The 18,288-nt window shown below is 59.2% G+C and carries 10 protein-coding genes, 2 tRNA genes and 3 rRNA genes; 1 reads left to right on the top strand and 14 read right to left on the bottom strand.

What is annotated here, in order from left to right:
* Positions 1-7 precede the first annotated feature (7 nt).
* From fkpB to murJ, 5 genes are all read right to left on the bottom strand, one after another.
* Positions 8-445 (bottom strand): FKBP-type peptidyl-prolyl cis-trans isomerase, encoded by a 438-nt coding sequence (fkpB, locus tag ABNP31_RS03150; RefSeq protein ID WP_003258215.1) that lies wholly within the window; start codon positions 443-445, stop codon positions 8-10.
* The gene (lspA, locus tag ABNP31_RS03145) at positions 438-953 is read right to left on the bottom strand and encodes a signal peptidase II (protein ID WP_025337596.1); all 516 of its coding nucleotides are present in this window, start codon (positions 951-953) and stop codon (positions 438-440) included. Before lspA ends, fkpB begins: the two co-directional genes overlap by 8 nt.
* Complete coding sequence (gene ileS / locus ABNP31_RS03140; RefSeq protein ID WP_085665720.1) at positions 946-3,777, bottom strand: isoleucine--tRNA ligase; 2,832 nt, start codon at positions 3,775-3,777, stop codon at positions 946-948. Before ileS ends, lspA begins: the two co-directional genes overlap by 8 nt.
* Positions 3,774-4,724 carry a bifunctional riboflavin kinase/FAD synthetase gene (ribF, locus tag ABNP31_RS03135; RefSeq protein WP_025337594.1) on the bottom strand — a complete coding sequence of 317 codons (951 nt, stop codon included), beginning with the start codon at positions 4,722-4,724 and terminating at the stop codon, positions 3,774-3,776. Before ribF ends, ileS begins: the two co-directional genes overlap by 4 nt.
* Positions 4,725-4,842: 118 nt before the next feature.
* Entirely contained in the window at positions 4,843-6,381 is a 1,539-nt protein-coding gene (gene murJ / locus ABNP31_RS03130) for a murein biosynthesis integral membrane protein MurJ (RefSeq protein WP_085665721.1), read from the bottom strand.
* A gap of 250 nt (positions 6,382-6,631) precedes the next feature.
* Between murJ and rpsT the strand changes: the two genes are divergently transcribed.
* Positions 6,632-6,910, top strand: coding sequence for a 30S ribosomal protein S20 (gene rpsT / locus ABNP31_RS03125; RefSeq protein WP_003247625.1), 279 nt, complete (start codon positions 6,632-6,634; stop codon positions 6,908-6,910).
* 245 nt (positions 6,911-7,155) lie between these two features.
* Here the strand turns inward: rpsT and ABNP31_RS03120 are convergent, their stop codons facing one another.
* From ABNP31_RS03120 to ABNP31_RS03080, 9 genes are all read right to left on the bottom strand, one after another.
* Entirely contained in the window at positions 7,156-9,456 is a 2,301-nt protein-coding gene (locus ABNP31_RS03120) for a PqiB family protein (protein ID WP_085665722.1), read from the bottom strand.
* Complete coding sequence (locus tag ABNP31_RS03115; RefSeq protein WP_015268842.1) at positions 9,449-10,072, bottom strand: paraquat-inducible protein A; 624 nt, start codon at positions 10,070-10,072, stop codon at positions 9,449-9,451. The genes ABNP31_RS03120 and ABNP31_RS03115 overlap by 8 nt, the downstream gene beginning before the upstream one ends.
* Positions 10,059-10,718, bottom strand: a complete 660-nt coding sequence (locus ABNP31_RS03110; RefSeq protein WP_013970746.1) for a paraquat-inducible protein A — start codon at positions 10,716-10,718, stop codon at positions 10,059-10,061. Before ABNP31_RS03110 ends, ABNP31_RS03115 begins: the two co-directional genes overlap by 14 nt.
* 324 nt (positions 10,719-11,042) lie before the next feature.
* A 5S ribosomal RNA gene (gene rrf / locus ABNP31_RS03105) occupies positions 11,043-11,158 on the bottom strand.
* A 136-nt stretch (positions 11,159-11,294) separates the two neighbouring features.
* A 23S ribosomal RNA gene (locus ABNP31_RS03100) occupies positions 11,295-14,186 on the bottom strand.
* 243 nt (positions 14,187-14,429) lie between these two features.
* Positions 14,430-14,505, bottom strand: a tRNA-Ala gene (locus ABNP31_RS03095).
* Positions 14,506-14,529: 24 nt separating this feature from the next.
* A tRNA-Ile gene (locus ABNP31_RS03090) sits at positions 14,530-14,606 on the bottom strand.
* Between the two features lie 85 nt (positions 14,607-14,691).
* A 16S ribosomal RNA gene (locus tag ABNP31_RS03085) occupies positions 14,692-16,228 on the bottom strand.
* The 16S, 23S and 5S rRNA genes sit together here with 2 tRNA genes alongside, the layout of an rRNA operon.
* 559 nt (positions 16,229-16,787) lie before the next feature.
* The gene (locus ABNP31_RS03080; protein WP_023662877.1) at positions 16,788-18,281 is read right to left on the bottom strand and encodes a CoA-acylating methylmalonate-semialdehyde dehydrogenase; all 1,494 of its coding nucleotides are present in this window, start codon (positions 18,279-18,281) and stop codon (positions 16,788-16,790) included.
* Between the last annotated feature and the right edge of the window lie 7 nt (positions 18,282-18,288).

The following is an 18,288-nucleotide window of genomic DNA, read 5'->3' as shown; positions in this document are numbered from 1 at the left end:
TCCAGGCTTACAGGGCCTTCACCTCGAGGATCTCCACCTCGAAGGTCAGGGTCTTGCCAGCCAATGGGTGATTGAAGTCGATGGTCACCTGGTCGTCATCGAACGCTTTGACCACACCCGGCAGCTCGGTGTTGGCGGCGTCGTTGAAGATGATCAACAGCCCTTCGGACAACTCCATGCCCTCGAACTGGGACCGCGGCATGACTTGCACGTTCTGCGGGTTGGGCTGGCCGAAGGCGTTCTCCGGGGCCACCACGACGGTACGCTTGTCACCGCCCTTGAAGCCGAACAGGGCGTTCTCGAAACCTGGCAGCAGGTTGCCATCGCCAACCTTGAAGGTGGCCGGGGCCTTGTCGAACGTGCTGTCGACGGTGTCGCCGTTTTCCAGGTGCAGCGCGAAGTGCAGGGTGACTTCGGTGTTCTGGCCGATACGGGTGTCAGTCATGGACCGGATCCTCGGACTTCTTGCTCTTGAACATATCCAGCGCCAGCATCACCGCACCAACGGTAATGGCGCTGTCGGCCAGGTTGAAGGCCGGGAAGTAATGGCGGTTCTGCCAGTGCACCAGGATGAAGTCGACCACATGGCCGAGCACGACGCGGTCGTACAGGTTGCCGATCGCGCCACCCAGCACCAGCGCCAGCGCCACGGCCAGCCAGGTCTCGTTGCGCCCCAGGCGCTTGAGCCACACCACCAGCACGGCACTGACCACCACGGCGATCAGGGCGAACAGCCAGCGCTGCCAGCCGGAGCTTTCCGCCAGGAAGCTGAACGCCGCGCCGGTGTTGTAGGCCAGGGTCCAGCTGAAGTAGTCAGGGATGACGACAACCTGCTGGTACATGGTCAGGGCATTGTTGAAATACAGCTTGGTGGCCTGGTCAAGGACCAGTACCACCAGGCTCAGCCAAAGCCATGCAAGGCGCCCGAAGCGCCCCGCTGCAGGGTTAGGCATAGTGGCGCACCTCGCCGGAACCGCTCAGGTTGTCGACGCAACGGCCGCAGATTTCCGGGTGCTCCGGGTGGCGGCCGACGTCAGCGCGGAAGTGCCAGCAACGGCCGCACTTGGCGTGGCCGGACTTGACCACTTGCAGCTTGAGGCCTTCGACTTCGGTGGCCACGGCTTCGGCTGGCGCCTGCACGAACGGCACCACGCTGGCAGCCGAGGTGATCAGCACGAAGCGCAGTTCGTCGCCCAGCTTGCCCAGGTCGGCGCTCAGGCCTTCGTCGGCGTACAGGGTGACTTCAGCCTGCAGGTTGCCGCCGATGACCTTGGCGGTACGCTGGTTTTCCAGCTCCTTGTTGACCGATGCCTTGACGGCCATCACGCGGTCCCAGTAAGCGCGGTCCAGTTCGGTGCCTTCCGGCAGTTCGCTCAGGCCCTGGTACCAGCCGTTGAGCATTACCGACTCGTTGCGCTCGCCTGGCAGGTACTGCCAGATTTCGTCGGCGGTGAACGCCAGGATAGGCGCGATCCAGCGCACCAGCGCCTCGCTGATGTGGTACAGCGCGGTCTGGCAGGAACGGCGGGCGACACTGTTGGCGCCGGTGGTGTACTGGCGGTCCTTGATGATGTCGAGGTAGAAGCCGCCCAGCTCCTGCACGCAGAAGTTGTGCACCTTGGAGTAGACGTTCCAGAAACGGTACTCGCTGTAGTGCTCTTCCAGCTCGCGTTGCAGCAGCAGGGTGCGGTCTACGGCCCAGCGGTCCAGCGCCAGCATGTCTTCCGGGGCCAGCAGGTCGCGGGCCGGGTCGAAGCCGGACAGGTTGGAGAGCAGGAAGCGTGCAGTGTTGCGGATACGGCGGTAGGCGTCGGCGCTGCGTTGCAGGATCTGCTCGGAAACGGCCATTTCACCGGAATAGTCGGTAGCGGCAACCCACAGGCGCAGGATATCGGCACCCAGGGTGTTGTTGACCTTCTCCGGCTCGATGGTGTTGCCCAGCGACTTGGACATCTTGCGGCCGTTCTCGTCCACGGTGAAGCCGTGGGTCAGCAGCTCGCGGTACGGCGCGTGGCCGTCAATGGCGCAACCGGTCAGCAACGACGAGTGGAACCAGCCGCGGTGCTGGTCGGAACCTTCCAGGTACAGGTCGGCACGCGGGCCGGTGGCGTGGCCGATGTCATGCGAGCCACGCAGCACGTGCCAGTGGGTGGTACCCGAGTCGAACCACACGTCGAGGGTGTCGGTGATCTTGTCGTACTGCTCGGCTTCAGCGCCCAGCAGTTCGGCGGCGTCCAGCTTGAACCAGGCCTCGATGCCTTCCTGTTCGACGCGCTTGGCCACCGCTTCCATCAGCTCGACGGTGCGTGGGTGCAGCTCGCCGGTCTGCTTGTGCAGGAAGAACGGGATCGGTACGCCCCAGTTGCGCTGACGCGAGATGCACCAGTCCGGGCGGTTGGCGATCATCGAATGCAGGCGCGCCTGGCCCCAGGCCGGCACGAACTTGGTGTCCTCGATGGCTTTCAGTGCACGCTCGCGCAGCGGCTCGCCGGTGGTCGGCTGCTTGTCCATACCCACGAACCACTGCGCAGTGGCGCGGTAGATCAGCGGGGTCTTGTGGCGCCAGCAGTGCATGTAGCTGTGGCTGATGGTTTCGGTGTGCATCAGCGCACCGACTTCGCTCAGCTTCTCGACGATGGCCGGGTTGGCCTTCCAGATGAACTGGCCGCCGAAGAATGGCAGCGAGTCGACGTACACGCCGTTGCTCTGCACCGGGGTGAGGATGTCGTCGTTGACCATGCCGTAGCGCTTGCAGGTGACGAAGTCGTCTTCACCGTAGGCTGGCGAGGAGTGCACCACGCCGGTACCGGCGCCCAATTCGACGTAGTCGGCCAGGTAGACTGGCGACAGGCGGTCGTAGAACGGGTGGCGGAAGTTGATCAGTTCCAGCGCCGAACCCTGGGCGGTAGCGATGACCGAGCCTTCCAGGCTGTAGCGTTTGAGGCACGACTCCACCAGCTCTTCGGCCAGTACCAGCAGACGCTCGCCGGTGTCGACCAGGGCGTACTTGAACTCCGGGTGGATGTTCAGCGCCTGGTTGGCCGGGATGGTCCACGGGGTGGTGGTCCAGATCACGATGGCGGCCGGCTTGGCCAGCGAAGCCAGGCCGAAGGCAGCAGCCAGCTTGGCCTCGTCGGCAACCGGGAAGGCAACGTCGATGGTCTGCGATTTCTTGTCGGCGTACTCGACTTCGGCCTCGGCCAGGGCCGAACCGCAATCGAAGCACCAGTTCACCGGCTTCAGGCCCTTGAACACGAAGCCTTGCTTGACCATTTCGGCCAGGGCGCGGATTTCGCCGGCCTCGTTGGCAAAGTTCATGGTCTTGTACGGGTTGTCCCAGTCACCCAGCACGCCCAGGCGGATGAACTCGGTCTTCTGCCCTTCGATCTGCTCGGCGGCGTACTCGCGGCACAGCTCGCGGGTGCGGTCGGCGGACAGGTGCTTGCCGTGGGTGACCTCGACCTTGTGCTCGATCGGCAGGCCATGGCAGTCCCAGCCCGGCACATACGGCGCATCGAAGCCGGACAGCGTCTTGGAACGGACGATCATGTCCTTGAGGATCTTGTTCAGCGCATGACCGATGTGAATCTTGCCGTTGGCATAGGGCGGGCCGTCGTGCAGGACGAACTTGGGACGATCCTTGCCAATTTCGCGCAGCTTCTGGTACAGGCCAATGCTGTCCCAGCGCTGCAGGATCTGCGGTTCGCGCTGAGGCAGGCCGGCCTTCATGGGGAAGGCGGTGTCCGGAAGGTTAAGCGTGGCTTTGTAGTCGGTCATTTCAGGCTCTTCGTTAACGGTTGAGCGTGCCAATGTGCACGTGCGGCGGCGATATCCGCATCGATCGCCGACTTCAGCGCCTCCAGGGAGGCGAATCGCTGCTCTTCACGCAGCTTGTGGTGGAACTCCACCGTCAGGCGCCGGCCGTAAAGGTCGCCGGCATAGTCCAGCAGATGAATCTCCAGGTGCGGGCGCCCGTCACCGGCAACGGTGGGGCGCACGCCGATATTGCCGACACCCGGCCAGGCCTTGCCGTCGATTTCGATGCTGGCGAGGTAGACCCCGGACAGCGGCACGCGGCGGCGCTTGAGCTGGATGTTGGCGGTAGGTGTGCCGAGCTGGCGGGCCAGCTTCTGGCCATGCAACACGCGGCCGCTGATGCGGTACGGGCGGCCCAACAGGTGCTCGGCCAGCTCGAAGTTGCCTTCGGACAGGGCCTTGCGCACTTCGGTGCTGCTGACCCGCAGGCCGTCCTGGATCACCGTGTTGGCAGCCTCGACGGTGAAGCCGTACTGCTTGCCGGCCTCGACCAGGAAGGCGAAGTCGCCGGCGCGGTCGCAGCCGAAGCGGAAGTCATCGCCCACTTCGAGATGGCGTACACCCAGGCCGTCGACCAGGATCGCCTTGACGAAGGCATCGGCACTGAGCTTGCTCAGGCGCTGGTTGAATGCCAGGCACAGCACCCGGTCGATACCCTCGGCCGCCAGCAGCTCGATCTTGTCGCGCAGGCGGGCCAGGCGGGCCGGCGCGGTGTCGGGGGCGAAGTACTCGCGTGGTTGCGGTTCGAAGATCACCACGCAGGTCGGCAGGCCCAAGGCCTGGCCACGCTCGCGCAGGCGCGCCAGGATCGCCTGGTGGCCGCGGTGAACCCCGTCGAAGTTGCCAATGGTGGCGACACAGCCCCGGTGCTCGGGGCGCAGGTTGTGAAGACCTCGAACCAGCTGCATAACGCGCTTCTTGCTCATAAAGTGGCCGATTATAACCACACCCGGGCGCCGGTGACAGGCAGCAGCGCCCAAGGGCGGCGTGGAATGCGAAAAACCGACGCCTGACCCGCCCGATGCCTTAGTGCAAGGCCTTGCGGGCGAAATGCCGAGGCCGGAAGCCGCACAGGTACAGGCAGCCGAAATAGGTCACGATGCCCGCCAGTACCAGAGCCCCCAGGCGCACCAGGCGCTCGAGCATGTTGCCCTGCTCCCAGGCCGGCAGGTAATGCATGCCGGCCAGCAACACCGCCGACATCAGCCCCACTGCCAGCACCAGCTTGAGCAGGAACATCGCCCAGCCTGGCTGCGGCTGGAACAGCTGCTGGCTGCGCAGCTTCCAGAACAGCAGGCCGGCGTTCAGGCAGGCCCCCAGGCTGATCGCCAGGGCCAGGCCGGCATGCGCGAGCGGGCCGATCAGGGCCAGGTTGAACAGTTGGGTGCAGACCAGGGTGAATACCGCGATCTTCACCGGTGTACGGATATTCTGCTGCGCATAGAAGCCCGGTGCCAGTACCTTGACCAGAATGATCGCCAGCAAGCCCACGGAATAGGCGATCAGCGCCTTCTGGGTCATGGCTGCGTCGACGGCAGTGAACTTGCCGTACTGGAACAGCGCCACGGTCAGCGGCTCGGCGAGGATGGCCAGGGCCAGGGTGCATGGCAGCACCAGCAGGAAGCACAGGCGCAGGCCCCAGTCGAGGATCCGCGAGTATTCCTCGCGGTCCTTGTTGGCGTAGGTCTTGGCCAGCGTGGGCAGCAGTATGGTGCCCAGGGCCACCCCCAGCACGCCGGAAGGCAGCTCCATGAGGCGGTCGGCGTAGTACATCCACGACACCGAACCGGCCACCAGGAAGGAGGCGAAGATGGTGTTGATGATCAGCGAGATCTGGCTCACCGACACCCCGAGGATCGCCGGCAGCATCTGCTTGAGCACCCGCCACACGCCGGCATCACGCAGGTTCAGGCGTGGCAGCACGAGCATGCCGATCTTCTTCAGCGCTGGCAGCTGGTACAGCAACTGCGCCAGGCCGCCCGCCAGAACGCCCCAGGCCAGAGCCATGATCGGCGGCTCGAAATACGGCGTGAGCAGCACGGCGAAGGCGATCATCGCCACGTTCAGCAGGGTCGGGGTAAAGGCCGGTACCGAGAAACGGTTCCAGGTATTGAGGATCGCCCCGGCCAGGGACGACAGCGAGATCAGCAATATATAAGGAAAAGTCACCCGCAAAAGGGCGGTGGTCAGCTCGTATTTTTCGGCACTGTCGACAAAGCCTGGTGCGGTCGCCCACACCACCCACGGTGCCGCCAGGATGCCAATGGCGGTCACCAACGCCAGAACCAGAGTCAGCAGGCCACTGACATAGGCAACGAAGGTGCGGGTCGCCTCCTCGCCTTGCTGGGTCTTGTATTCGGCCAGGATCGGCACGAAGGCCTGGGAAAACGCACCCTCGGCGAAGATGCGCCGCAGCAGGTTGGGCAGCTTGAAGGCGATGAAAAAGGCATCGGTGGCGATGCCGGCACCGAAAACACGCGCCAGGATGGTGTCGCGGACAAAGCCCAGCACCCGCGAAATCATGGTGATCGAGCTTACCGCAGCCAGGGATTTGAGCAGGTTCATCGAAAAGATTCACGCCAAGGGCAGAGGACGCTGCCAGACAGCGTCCGAATGTGCGATACTCCCGCGCCTTCGCAGGGGAGCCAAAAATTCCCGAGTTTACAGGTCGCGCAGCAGAAAGGAATATTTCCCTCTTGTTGGCGCACCGCTCGGCGGAACCTTGCAGGTGGCCTTGACATCCGTTCGACTGATCGGCATGATTCGCGGCCTATTTTGTTTGCTATTTACCTAAAGTCTTTCGAGGAGCTCGACGGTGGCCAACACACCTTCCGCCAAGAAACGTGCAAAACAGGCTGAGAAGCGTCGCAGCCACAACGCCAGCCTGCGTTCCATGGTCCGCACCTACATCAAGAATGTAGTCAAGGCCATCGACGCAAAAGACGCCGAAAAAGCGCAAGCCGCTTACGTTCTGGCTGTGCCTGTAATCGACCGTATGGCCGACAAGGGCATCATCCACAAGAACAAGGCTGCTCGTCACAAAGGCCGTCTGAATGGCCACATCAAGGCGCTGAAAGAAGCTGCAGCTGCCTAAGCGACGCGCTAGTCGAAAAACCGACCCTAGGGTCGGTTTTTTGTTGCCTGCGATTTGTGTTTGCGCCCCCTCGGTGGGAGCGGCCTTCTGTGGGAGCGGCCTTGTGTCGCGAAAGGGTCGCAAAGCGGCCCCCGGCAATTTCAGCATCTGCGCTGAGATAAGGGGGCCGCTGCGCGCCCCTTTCGCGACACAAGGCCGCTCCCACACAAAAAAGCAGGGCCATGTTTGGGTAGCCCTGCCATATGTTACTTGGCGATCTGAATCTTCGGCGCCCACTGCAGCCATTCATCCTCGGCCTTGTCGAACAAGGCGAACGTCTGCTGCGGCCGTGCCGGGTTGCCCATCTGCTCGCCATCCGGTGTGGCAAAGGCGATACCGCCGTCGATCATGGTCTCCACCGACTCGGTACGCACCGTAACCCCCTTGACCAGCCCCCAGTCGAAACCGAAGCCGCTGCTGTTCCAGAAGCGGCTACCGCTGCGCACCAGGGCCGCATAGCGCGGTTCGATCAGGATATGGATCAACACGCGGTCAGCGCTCTGGCCCAACTCGAAGCCCGTCACCTTGCCCACCGCAACCTCACGGTAGGTCACCGGCACACCCGGCTTGATCGAGCCACGGCGCGGAGCGCTCAGCGTCAACGGCAGGCCGACTTCAGGCCCTGCCACCTGCGGGGCGTCGGCCAAGGCGATGAAATCGCGCTGTGGGCCACGGTCCTTGGCAGCCGGCTGCACTTCCAGGTACTGCCCGCCCACCAGGGTGTCGAGGTTCTGCGTGCGCACCAGGCCAAAGGCCGGCTTGACCACCCAGAACTGCGTACCGACGCGGGCGATACGGTCCGCTGCTTCGGTAATGCGCGCCCGCAGCAACACCGCCTGCAAGTCATCGGTCAGGTCGACGCTCTCGACGCTACCCACATCCAGGCCGCGGAAGCGTATCGCCGTGCCAGGCTTGAGGCCGTCGGCACGGTCCACACGAATGGTGATCAACGTTCCTGCGCGGTTGACCGCATCCTGGCTGTCATGCAGGCGGAAGCGTGGAATGTGGCGTTTGAGCGGCACATCAGGCCGTGGCGTATCGAACGCGATACCACCAGCCATCAGGGTCTGCAGTGATTCACTCTTGATCTTGATGCCCGACAGGCCCCCCGTCAGGGTGATGCCACTGACATTCCAGAAGCGCGACGAACCGTTGACCAGCTTTTCGTATTCCTTCTCGATATGCACACCGATCAGGATGCGATTGCTGTTGCGGGCGAACTGGTAGCTTTGCACGCTACCCACCTTCACCTGGCGGTACATGACCGGGCTACCGACTTCCAGCGAACCCAGGGTGTCGGCGAACAGCACCATGTGCAGGCCTGGTGCCTTGAGGTCGAGCGGCGGTGCCTTGGCGCGGGCTTCGAACTCACGCTCTGGCCGCGCACCCTTCTCACCAGGGCGAATGGCGATGTAGTTACCCTTGACCAGCGCTTCCAGACCGGTGATACCCGCTAGGGAAATCGATGGTTTGACCACCCAGAACTGCGTGCCCTCGACCAGATAATCCTCGGCCAGCGGGTCCAGCGTAAGCTCGGCCGATGCACTGGCCAGGTTGTCTGCCATTGTCAGGGCTTTGAGCGAGCCCACCTGGATGCCCTTGTACATGACCGGTGTACGGCCCGCCTGCAGGCCCTCGTAATCGCTCAATTTCACCTTTACCCGGATGCCGGCCTGGGCCGCATCGAAGTCCTCATACAGACGGAACGGCAGGTTCGAGTCGGTGGGAGGGCTGTCCTTGCGGTGTTCCGGCGTGGCAAAGGCGATACCACCGGCAACAATGCTCGACAGCGATTCGCTACGCACTTTCACGCCCGAGAGCGAGGCATCGATGCTGACGCCGCTGGCATTCCAGAAACGCGTGTGCTTGCGCACCAGGCTGGCATAGGCCGGCTCGATGAAGACCTTGATCTCGACGGTGCTCTGGTCCTCGGACAGGCGATAGCTTTTGACCCGGCCAACCTGGATCTGCTTGTAGAACACCGGGCTGTCACGGTTGAGCGACCCCAGCCGCTCGGCCTTGAGGGTAAGGTGCAGCCCCGGCTCGGTGTCCGAAAGCGGCGGTGCCACCTTCAAGGCGGTAAAACGCTTGGTGCGCTCCCCCTCCCCCGGGCTGACGGCGATATAGTTGCCTGACACCAGTGTTTCAAGACCGGAAATACCCGCCAGGCTGACGCTCGGCTTCACCAGCCAGAAACGCGTACCTTTGGTCAGGTGAGGCTCGGCAGCCTTGTTCATCTCGATGGTGGCGATCACCCCCTGGTTATCACCCTTGGCGTCGAGCACCAGGCTTTTGACCTTGCCAACCGGCATGCCCTTGTAGATCACCTCGGTCTTGTTGGCGACGATACCCTCGCCCGACTCGAAGCGAACCTCAATTTCCACGCCGGCATCACGATAAGCCTGCCACGCAAGCCAGCCACCGATCATCAAGGCGATCAAAGGCAGGATCCATATGGCCGACCAGTTCGAGGCTGGGCGGGTTTTAGCCGTTGGCAGGTCACTCATGGTCGTCATCCGACTCCGTGTTATCCCAAATCAGTCGGGGATCGAAAGTTAAAGCGGCAAGCATTGTCAGGATCACCACAGTTGCAAAGGCGACAGCGCCCAGGTTGGCTTCGACACTGGCTATTCGGCCGAAATTCACCACCGCCACCAGGATGGCGATGACGAAGATATCGAGCATGGACCAGCGCCCAATGAATTCGATGAAGCGGTACATCAATATCCGTTGCCGCGCCGAAAGCGGCTGCCGGCGCTGAACGGAGTACAACAGCAAGCCGATGCCCACCAGTTTGAACGTGGGCACCAGGATACTGGCAATGAACACCACGGCAGCAATGGGCACCATGCCATGCTTGAGCAAGGTGATGACGCCGGACATGATCGTGTCGGGGCTGCCTTGGCCCAGGGTGCTCACGGTCATGATCGGCAGCATGTTGGCCGGGATGTACAGGATCGACGCGGCAATCAGCAGCGCCCAGGTGCGCGCGATGCTGTTCGGTCGACGGGCATGCACGATGGCACCGCAGCGTGTACAGGTTTGTGAAGTGCTGTCTGGCTGTTGCCTGTTCAGCTCGTGACACTCATTGCAGACAAGAATGCCTGCATCAATCGCCCGCATGCAGGTCCTCCCCTGATAGCGCACTCCAGATCTGGTGCGGTGACATCACCACTTCGAGCCACACCTGGATCAATAACAGGCTGATGAAGCAGAACAGCCCCAGGCCTACGGTCAGCTCGGCCAGGTCCACCAGCTTGACGATGGCCACCAGCACGCCCATGAAATAGACCTCGAGCATGCCCCAGTCACGCAAGTGGTGATAGATGCGGTAGAACAGCAGGCCGAAACTACGCCCCACATTCAGGCGGATGCTCAGGAGCACGACCAGCTGACAGAGCAGTTTTGCCAGAGGGATGGCCATGCTGCACAAGAACACCACCACGGCCACGCCGCGCATTTCCGAGTTGTACAGGCCCAGCACGCCGCTCCAGACGGTATCGTCCGATGTCTGGCCAAGCAGGTGCAACTGCATGATCGGCAGAAAATTGGCGGGCACAAACAGCAGCAAGGCGGTGAGTACAAGGGCCAGGCTGCGGTTGACCACATTGTGCCGATGGGCGTAGAGCTCGTAGCCGCAGCGCGGGCATTGGGCTTTCTCGTCATGCTGGAGCACGGGCTTGCGCAGCAGCAGGTCGCATTCATGGCAGGCGACAAGCTCGTCCAGCGGCAACTGGGCCAAGGTTTCAGGTTCGACAGGATTGGGCATATAGCGCTTCTGAATAGGTGCGTGGGCCTATTCTAGTGTTCTGGCTCGAATTGTGGGAGGCAACATAACAGCGGGCCTGCGCGACCATTGTAGGAGCGGCCTTGTGTCGCGATCGGGCGCGAAGCGGCCGTAAAGCCTGTATCCCGGGTCTCACAGGTAAACCGCGGCGCCTGGATTGCGGCCGCTGCGCGCCCGATCGCGACACAAGGCCGCTCCTACAGGGATCGCACAAGGCCGGGGGATTTGGGTGAGGCTTGGGGAGCTCTAGGGCCAGAAAGACAAAACCCCTACCTGCATGTGCAGATAGGGGTTTTGCGAAATGAATCTTGACGATGACCTACTCTCACATGGGGAAACCCCACACTACCATCGGCGATGCATCGTTTCACTGCTGAGTTCGGGATGGGATCAGGTGGTTCCAATGCTCTATGGTCGTCAAGAAATTCTGTTGCCAGAATGTCCAGATGGACAGCCCAGCGAATTCGGATATGCGATATTTGTGATGTTGCGAACTTTCGGTTCTTTCGTCTTCACCACCACAATTTGGCTTTCGTGCGCAAATTGCTTGGGTGTTATATGGTCAAGCCTCACGGGCAATTAGTATTGGTTAGCTCAACGCCTCACAGCGCTTACACACCCAACCTATCAACGTCGTAGTCTTCGACGGCCCTTCAGGGGATTCAAGATCCCAGTGAGATCTCATCTTGAGGCAAGTTTCCCGCTTAGATGCTTTCAGCGGTTATCTCTTCCGAACATAGCTACCCGGCAATGCCACTGGCGTGACAACCGGAACACCAGAGGTTCGTCCACTCCGGTCCTCTCGTACTAGGAGCAGCCCCTCTCAAATCTCAAACGTCCACGGCAGATAGGGACCGAACTGTCTCACGACGTTCTAAACCCAGCTCGCGTACCACTTTAAATGGCGAACAGCCATACCCTTGGGACCGGCTTCAGCCCCAGGATGTGATGAGCCGACATCGAGGTGCCAAACACCGCCGTCGATATGAACTCTTGGGCGGTATCAGCCTGTTATCCCCGGAGTACCTTTTATCCGTTGAGCGATGGCCCTTCCATACAGAACCACCGGATCACTAAGACCTACTTTCGTACCTGCTCGACGTGTTTGTCTCGCAGTCAAGCGCGCTTTTGCCTTTATACTCTACGACCGATTTCCGACCGGTCTGAGCGCACCTTCGTACTCCTCCGTTACTCTTTGGGAGGAGACCGCCCCAGTCAAACTACCCACCATACACTGTCCTCGATCCGGATAACGGACCTGAGTTAGAACCTCAAAGTTGCCAGGGTGGTATTTCAAGGATGGCTCCATGAGAACTGGCGTCCCCACTTCAAAGCCTCCCACCTATCCTACACAAGCAAATTCAAAGTCCAGTGCAAAGCTATAGTAAAGGTTCACGGGGTCTTTCCGTCTAGCCGCGGATACACTGCATCTTCACAGCGATTTCAATTTCACTGAGTCTCGGGTGGAGACAGCGCCGCCATCGTTACGCCATTCGTGCAGGTCGGAACTTACCCGACAAGGAATTTCGCTACCTTAGGACCGTTATAGTTACGGCCGCCGTTTACCGGGGCTTCGATCAAGAGCTTCGCTTGCGCTAACCCCATCAATTAACCTTCCGGCACCGGGCAGGCGTCACACCCTATACGTCCACTTTCGTGTTTGCAGAGTGCTGTGTTTTTAATAAACAGTCGCAGCGGCCTGGTATCTTCGACCGGCATGGGCTTACGGAGCAAGTCCTTCACCCTCGCCGGCGCACCTTCTCCCGAAGTTACGGTGCCATTTTGCCTAGTTCCTTCACCCGAGTTCTCTCAAGCGCCTTGGTATTCTCTACCTAACCACCTGTGTCGGTTTGGGGTACGGTTCCCAGTTATCTGAAGCTTAGGAGCTTTTCTTGGAAGCATGGTATCAACCACTTCGTCGCCTGAAGGCAACTCGTCATCAGCTCTCGGCCTTGAAATCCCGGATTTGCCTAAGATTTCAGCCTACCACCTTAAACCTGGACAACCAACGCCAGGCTGGCCTAACCTTCTCCGTCCCTCCATCGCAATAACTGGAAGTACAGGAATATTAACCTGTTTTCCATCGACTACGCTTTTCAGCCTCGCCTTAGGGACCGACTAACCCTGCGTCGATTAACGTTGCGCAGGAAACCTTGGTCTTTCGGCGTGCGAGTTTTTCACTCGCATTGTCGTTACTCATGTCAGCATTCGCACTTCTGATACCTCCAGCAAGCTTCTCAACTCACCTTCACAGGCTTACAGAACGCTCCTCTACCGCGTCATCAAAGATGACACCCGTAGCTTCGGTGCATGGTTTGAGCCCCGTTACATCTTCCGCGCAGGCCGACTCGACTAGTGAGCTATTACGCTTTCTTTAAAGGGTGGCTGCTTCTAAGCCAACCTCCTAGCTGTCTAAGCCTTCCCACATCGTTTCCCACTTAACCATGACTTTGGGACCTTAGCTGACGGTCTGGGTTGTTTCCCTTTTCACGACGGACGTTAGCACCCGCCGTGTGTCTCCCATGCTCGGCACTTCCAGGTATTCGGAGTTTGCATCGGTTTGGTAAGTCGGGATGACCCCCTAGCCGAAACAGTGCTCTACCCCCTGGAGTGATACATGAGGCGCTACCTAAATAGCTTTCGAGGAGAACCAGCTATCTCCGAGCTTGATTAGCCTTTCACTCCGATCCACAGGTCATCCGCTAACTTTTCAACGGTAGTCGGTTCGGTCCTCCAGTCAGTGTTACCTAACCTTCAACCTGCCCATGGATAGATCGCCCGGTTTCGGGTCTATACCCAGCGACTAAACGCCCTATTAAGACTCGCTTTCGCTACGCCTCCCCTATTCGGTTAAGCTCGCCACTGAATATAAGTCGCTGACCCATTATACAAAAGGTACGCAGTCACCTAACAAAGTAGGCTCCCACTGCTTGTACGCATACGGTTTCAGGTTCTATTTCACTCCCCTCTCCGGGGTTCTTTTCGCCTTTCCCTCACGGTACTGGTTCACTATCGGTCAGTCAGTAGTATTTAGCCTTGGAGGATGGTCCCCCCATATTCAGACAAAGTTTCTCGTGCTCCGTCCTACTCGATTTCATTGACAAGAGATTTTCGTGTACGGGGCTATCACCCACTATGGCCGCACTTTCCAGAGCGTTCCACTAATCTCAAATCAACTTAAGGGCTGGTCCCCGTTCGCTCGCCACTACTAAGGGAATCTCGGTTGATTTCTTTTCCTCAGGGTACTTAGATGTTTCAGTTCCCCTGGTTCGCCTCTTGCACCTATGTATTCAGTACAAGATACTCAGCTTGTGCTGAGTGGGTTCCCCCATTCAGAGATCTCTGGATCACAGTCTGTTTGCCGACTCCCCAAAGCTTATCGCAGGCTACCACGTCTTTCATCGCCTCTGACTGCCAAGGCATCCACCGTATGCGCTTCTTCACTTGACCATATAACCCCAAGCAATCTGGTTATACTGTGAAGACGACATTCGCCGAAAATTCGCATGTTGCTCTTTCGAGCAGAACTCACAAATTTTACCTTAGCCTGATTAACCAGCAGTGAAACTGGTCATCAGTCTATATCTATCACATATCCGAATTTTTAAAGAACGATCTGACAAAAGTCAGAAATCAACATTCGAACTGAATGTTCATTTCTAAGTTCTGACAAGCTACTGCGTACGGCGAAAGTGGTGGAGCCAAGCGGGATCGAACCGCTGACCTCCTGCGTGCAAGGCAGGCGCTCTCCCAGCTGAGCTATGGCCCCGTATTCTACGGCTGAACCATGTAATGGTAGGTCTGGGCAGATTTGAACTGCCGACCTCACCCTTATCAGGGGTGCGCTCTAACCAACTGAGCTACAGACCTATAACAGGGTCGCGTTACAGCATCGTCTTTTACAATGAATCAAGCAATTCGTGTGGGAGCTCATCAGCAGGCTGATGTCGTCGATTAAGGAGGTGATCCAGCCGCAGGTTCCCCTACGGCTACCTTGTTACGACTTCACCCCAGTCATGAATCACACCGTGGTAACCGTCCCCCCGAAGGTTAGACTAGCTACTTCTGGTGCAACCCACTCCCATGGTGTGACGGGCGGTGTGTACAAGGCCCGGGAACGTATTCACCGCGACATTCTGATTCGCGATTACTAGCGATTCCGACTTCACGCAGTCGAGTTGCAGACTGCGATCCGGACTACGATCGGTTTTGTGAGATTAGCTCCACCTCGCGGCTTGGCAACCCTCTGTACCGACCATTGTAGCACGTGTGTAGCCCAGGCCGTAAGGGCCATGATGACTTGACGTCATCCCCACCTTCCTCCGGTTTGTCACCGGCAGTCTCCTTAGAGTGCCCACCATGACGTGCTGGTAACTAAGGACAAGGGTTGCGCTCGTTACGGGACTTAACCCAACATCTCACGACACGAGCTGACGACAGCCATGCAGCACCTGTGTCAGAGTTCCCGAAGGCACCAATCCATCTCTGGAAAGTTCTCTGCATGTCAAGGCCTGGTAAGGTTCTTCGCGTTGCTTCGAATTAAACCACATGCTCCACCGCTTGTGCGGGCCCCCGTCAATTCATTTGAGTTTTAACCTTGCGGCCGTACTCCCCAGGCGGTCAACTTAATGCGTTAGCTGCGCCACTAAAATCTCAAGGATTCCAACGGCTAGTTGACATCGTTTACGGCGTGGACTACCAGGGTATCTAATCCTGTTTGCTCCCCACGCTTTCGCACCTCAGTGTCAGTATCAGTCCAGGTGGTCGCCTTCGCCACTGGTGTTCCTTCCTATATCTACGCATTTCACCGCTACACAGGAAATTCCACCACCCTCTACCGTACTCTAGCTCGCCAGTTTTGGATGCAGTTCCCAGGTTGAGCCCGGGGCTTTCACATCCAACTTAACGAACCACCTACGCGCGCTTTACGCCCAGTAATTCCGATTAACGCTTGCACCCTCTGTATTACCGCGGCTGCTGGCACAGAGTTAGCCGGTGCTTATTCTGTCGGTAACGTCAAAACAGCAAGGTATTAACTTACTGCCCTTCCTCCCAACTTAAAGTGCTTTACAATCCGAAGACCTTCTTCACACACGCGGCATGGCTGGATCAGGCTTTCGCCCATTGTCCAATATTCCCCACTGCTGCCTCCCGTAGGAGTCTGGACCGTGTCTCAGTTCCAGTGTGACTGATCATCCTCTCAGACCAGTTACGGATCGTCGCCTTGGTGAGCCATTACCCCACCAACTAGCTAATCCGACCTAGGCTCATCTGATAGCGCAAGGCCCGAAGGTCCCCTGCTTTCTCCCGTAGGACGTATGCGGTATTAGCGTTCCTTTCGAAACGTTGTCCCCCACTACCAGGCAGATTCCTAGGCATTACTCACCCGTCCGCCGCTGAATCAAGGAGCAAGCTCCCGTCATCCGCTCGACTTGCATGTGTTAGGCCTGCCGCCAGCGTTCAATCTGAGCCATGATCAAACTCTTCAGTTCAATACTGCTTGGGTTTTTAAGAAACCCTAAACTTGGCTCAGCAATCTCAAATGACTATGTGATTTCTCGCATGGCCACTTGTGATGCTGATAATCTTTGTGACTATCAGTCCGTACTCACAAGCACCCACACGAATTGCTTGATTCGATTTGTTAAAGAGCGTTTGGTTAAGAGCTTTTCGTCTCAACCGAGGCGCGCATTCTACGCTTTCCTCATTTGCTGTCAAGCGTTTATTTTGAAGTTTTTTGCGAGAAACTCGTTTAGCTTCAAACACTTGACTCGCTGCGATCTCTCGTAGCGGGAGGCGAATCATACAGCGTTTAGAAGCGCTGTCAACCATCATCTCAACCGCTGCCGATCATTCGATCGTAGCCATTCCAACTTCGCCTCAACTATCTAACTCATTGAATCTCAAGGAGTTTGTCGTTCCGGCGTCGCTGGAAGTGGGGCGCATTATAAGGGGATTCGAAACCCCGTCAACCCTTAATTTCAAGAAACTTTAATATCGCTGAAAAACAAAGCGGGGAGGCCTGTCGGCCTCCCCGCTTTTGCTCATCCCTTACAAACTAGGGAAGGCAAACTGCGAAGCCTCATGGCTGGCACGCTGCGGCCAGCGCTGGGTGATCGCCTTGCGACGGGTATAGAAGCGCACACCGTCGGGGCCATAGGCATGCAGGTCACCGAACAGCGAGCGCTTCCAGCCACCGAAGCTGTGATAGGCCACCGGCACCGGCAGCGGTACGTTCACACCGACCATGCCCACTTCGATCTCGTCGCAGAACAGGCGCGCCGCTTCACCGTCACGGGTGAAGATGCAGGTGCCGTTGCCATACTCGTGATCGTTGATCAGTTGCATGGCCTGCTCCAGGCTGTTCACACGCACTACACACAGCACCGGGCCGAAGATCTCTTCCTTATAGATGCGCATCTCCGGAGTCACCTTGTCGAACAGGGTGCCACCGACGAAATAGCCATCCTCATTACCGGCCACACGGAAGCCACGGCCATCCACCACCAGCTTGGCGCCAGCAGCAACACCGTCATCGATGTAACCCACCACCTTGTCACGGGCAGCAGCCGTCACCAGCGGGCCCATGTCCAGACCGCACGAGGTGCCGGCACCAATCTTCAGGGCCTTGATCTGCGGTTCCAGCTTGGCAATCAGGGCGTCCGCCACCTGGTCACCCACGCACACCGCCACCGAAATGGCCATGCAACGCTCGCCGCACGAACCATAGGCAGCACCCATCAGTGCGCTCACGGCATTGTCCAGGTCGGCATCCGGCATCAGCACCGCGTGGTTCTTCGCACCACCCAGGGCCTGCACACGCTTGCCGCGCTTGGTGCCTTCAGCGTAGATGTACTCGGCGATCGGAGTCGAACCGACGAAGCTCAGGGCCTTCACCTCCGGCGCTTCGATCAGCGCATCCACCGCTTCCTTGTCGCCGTGCACCACGTTGAGGATGCCCTTCGGCAGGCCGGCTTCCAGCAGCAGCTGGGCGATGAACAGGGTCGAGCTCGGGTCGCGCTCGGAAGGCTTGAGGATGAAGGCGTTGCCGCAGGCGATAGCCAGTGGGTACATCCACAGCGGCACCATGGCCGGGAAGTTGAACGGGGTGATACCGGCAACCACGCCCAGTGGCTGGAAGTCGGACCAGGCATCGATGTTCGGGCCGACGTTGCGGCTGTACTCGCCTTTCAGTACTTCCGGCGCGGCGCAGGCGAACTCGACGTTCTCGATACCACGCTTCAGTTCACCGGCAGCATCTTCCAAGGTCTTGCCGTGCTCTTCGCTGATCATCTGCGAGATACGCGCTTCGTTCTGCTCCAGCAGTTGCTTGAAGCGGAACATCACCTGGGCGCGCTTGGCCGGTGGGGTGTTGCGCCAGGCCGGGAAGGCAGCCTTGGCCGAGTCGATCGCTTCCTGCACGGTCGCGCGGCTGGCCAGCTCGACCTTGCGCACGGCCTGGCCGGTAGACGGGTTGAAGACATCGGCGGTGCGCTCACCCTTGGTAACCAGTTCGCCGTGGATCAGGTGCTGAACAATGCTCATGCAAAAC

It is taken from the genome of Pseudomonas asiatica, from assembly GCF_040214835.1.
Lineage (GTDB): Bacteria > Pseudomonadota > Gammaproteobacteria > Pseudomonadales > Pseudomonadaceae > Aquipseudomonas > Aquipseudomonas putida_Z.
The sequence above is the reverse complement of the archived record's forward strand: the minus strand, read 5'-3'. Positions and strand labels throughout refer to the sequence as shown.

Excerpts from the sequence above, each read along its gene's own strand:
- ABNP31_RS03120 (WP_085665722.1), bottom strand. The coding sequence starts at position 9,456 with ATGAGTGACCTGCCAACGGCTAAAACCCGCCCAGCCTCGAACTGGTCG.
- fkpB (WP_003258215.1), bottom strand. The coding sequence starts at position 445 with ATGACTGACACCCGTATCGGCCAGAACACCGAAGTCACCCTGCACTTC.
- ABNP31_RS03080 (WP_023662877.1), bottom strand. The coding sequence starts at position 18,281 with ATGAGCATTGTTCAGCACCTGATCCACGGCGAACTGGTTACCAAGGGT.
- ribF (WP_025337594.1), bottom strand. The coding sequence starts at position 4,724 with ATGCAGCTGGTTCGAGGTCTTCACAACCTGCGCCCCGAGCACCGGGGC.
- lspA (WP_025337596.1), bottom strand. The coding sequence starts at position 953 with ATGCCTAACCCTGCAGCGGGGCGCTTCGGGCGCCTTGCATGGCTTTGG.
- ABNP31_RS03115 (WP_015268842.1), bottom strand. The coding sequence starts at position 10,072 with ATGCGGGCGATTGATGCAGGCATTCTTGTCTGCAATGAGTGTCACGAG.
- murJ (WP_085665721.1), bottom strand. The coding sequence starts at position 6,381 with ATGAACCTGCTCAAATCCCTGGCTGCGGTAAGCTCGATCACCATGATT.
- ileS (WP_085665720.1), bottom strand. The coding sequence starts at position 3,777 with ATGACCGACTACAAAGCCACGCTTAACCTTCCGGACACCGCCTTCCCC.
- ABNP31_RS03110 (WP_013970746.1), bottom strand. The coding sequence starts at position 10,718 with ATGCCCAATCCTGTCGAACCTGAAACCTTGGCCCAGTTGCCGCTGGAC.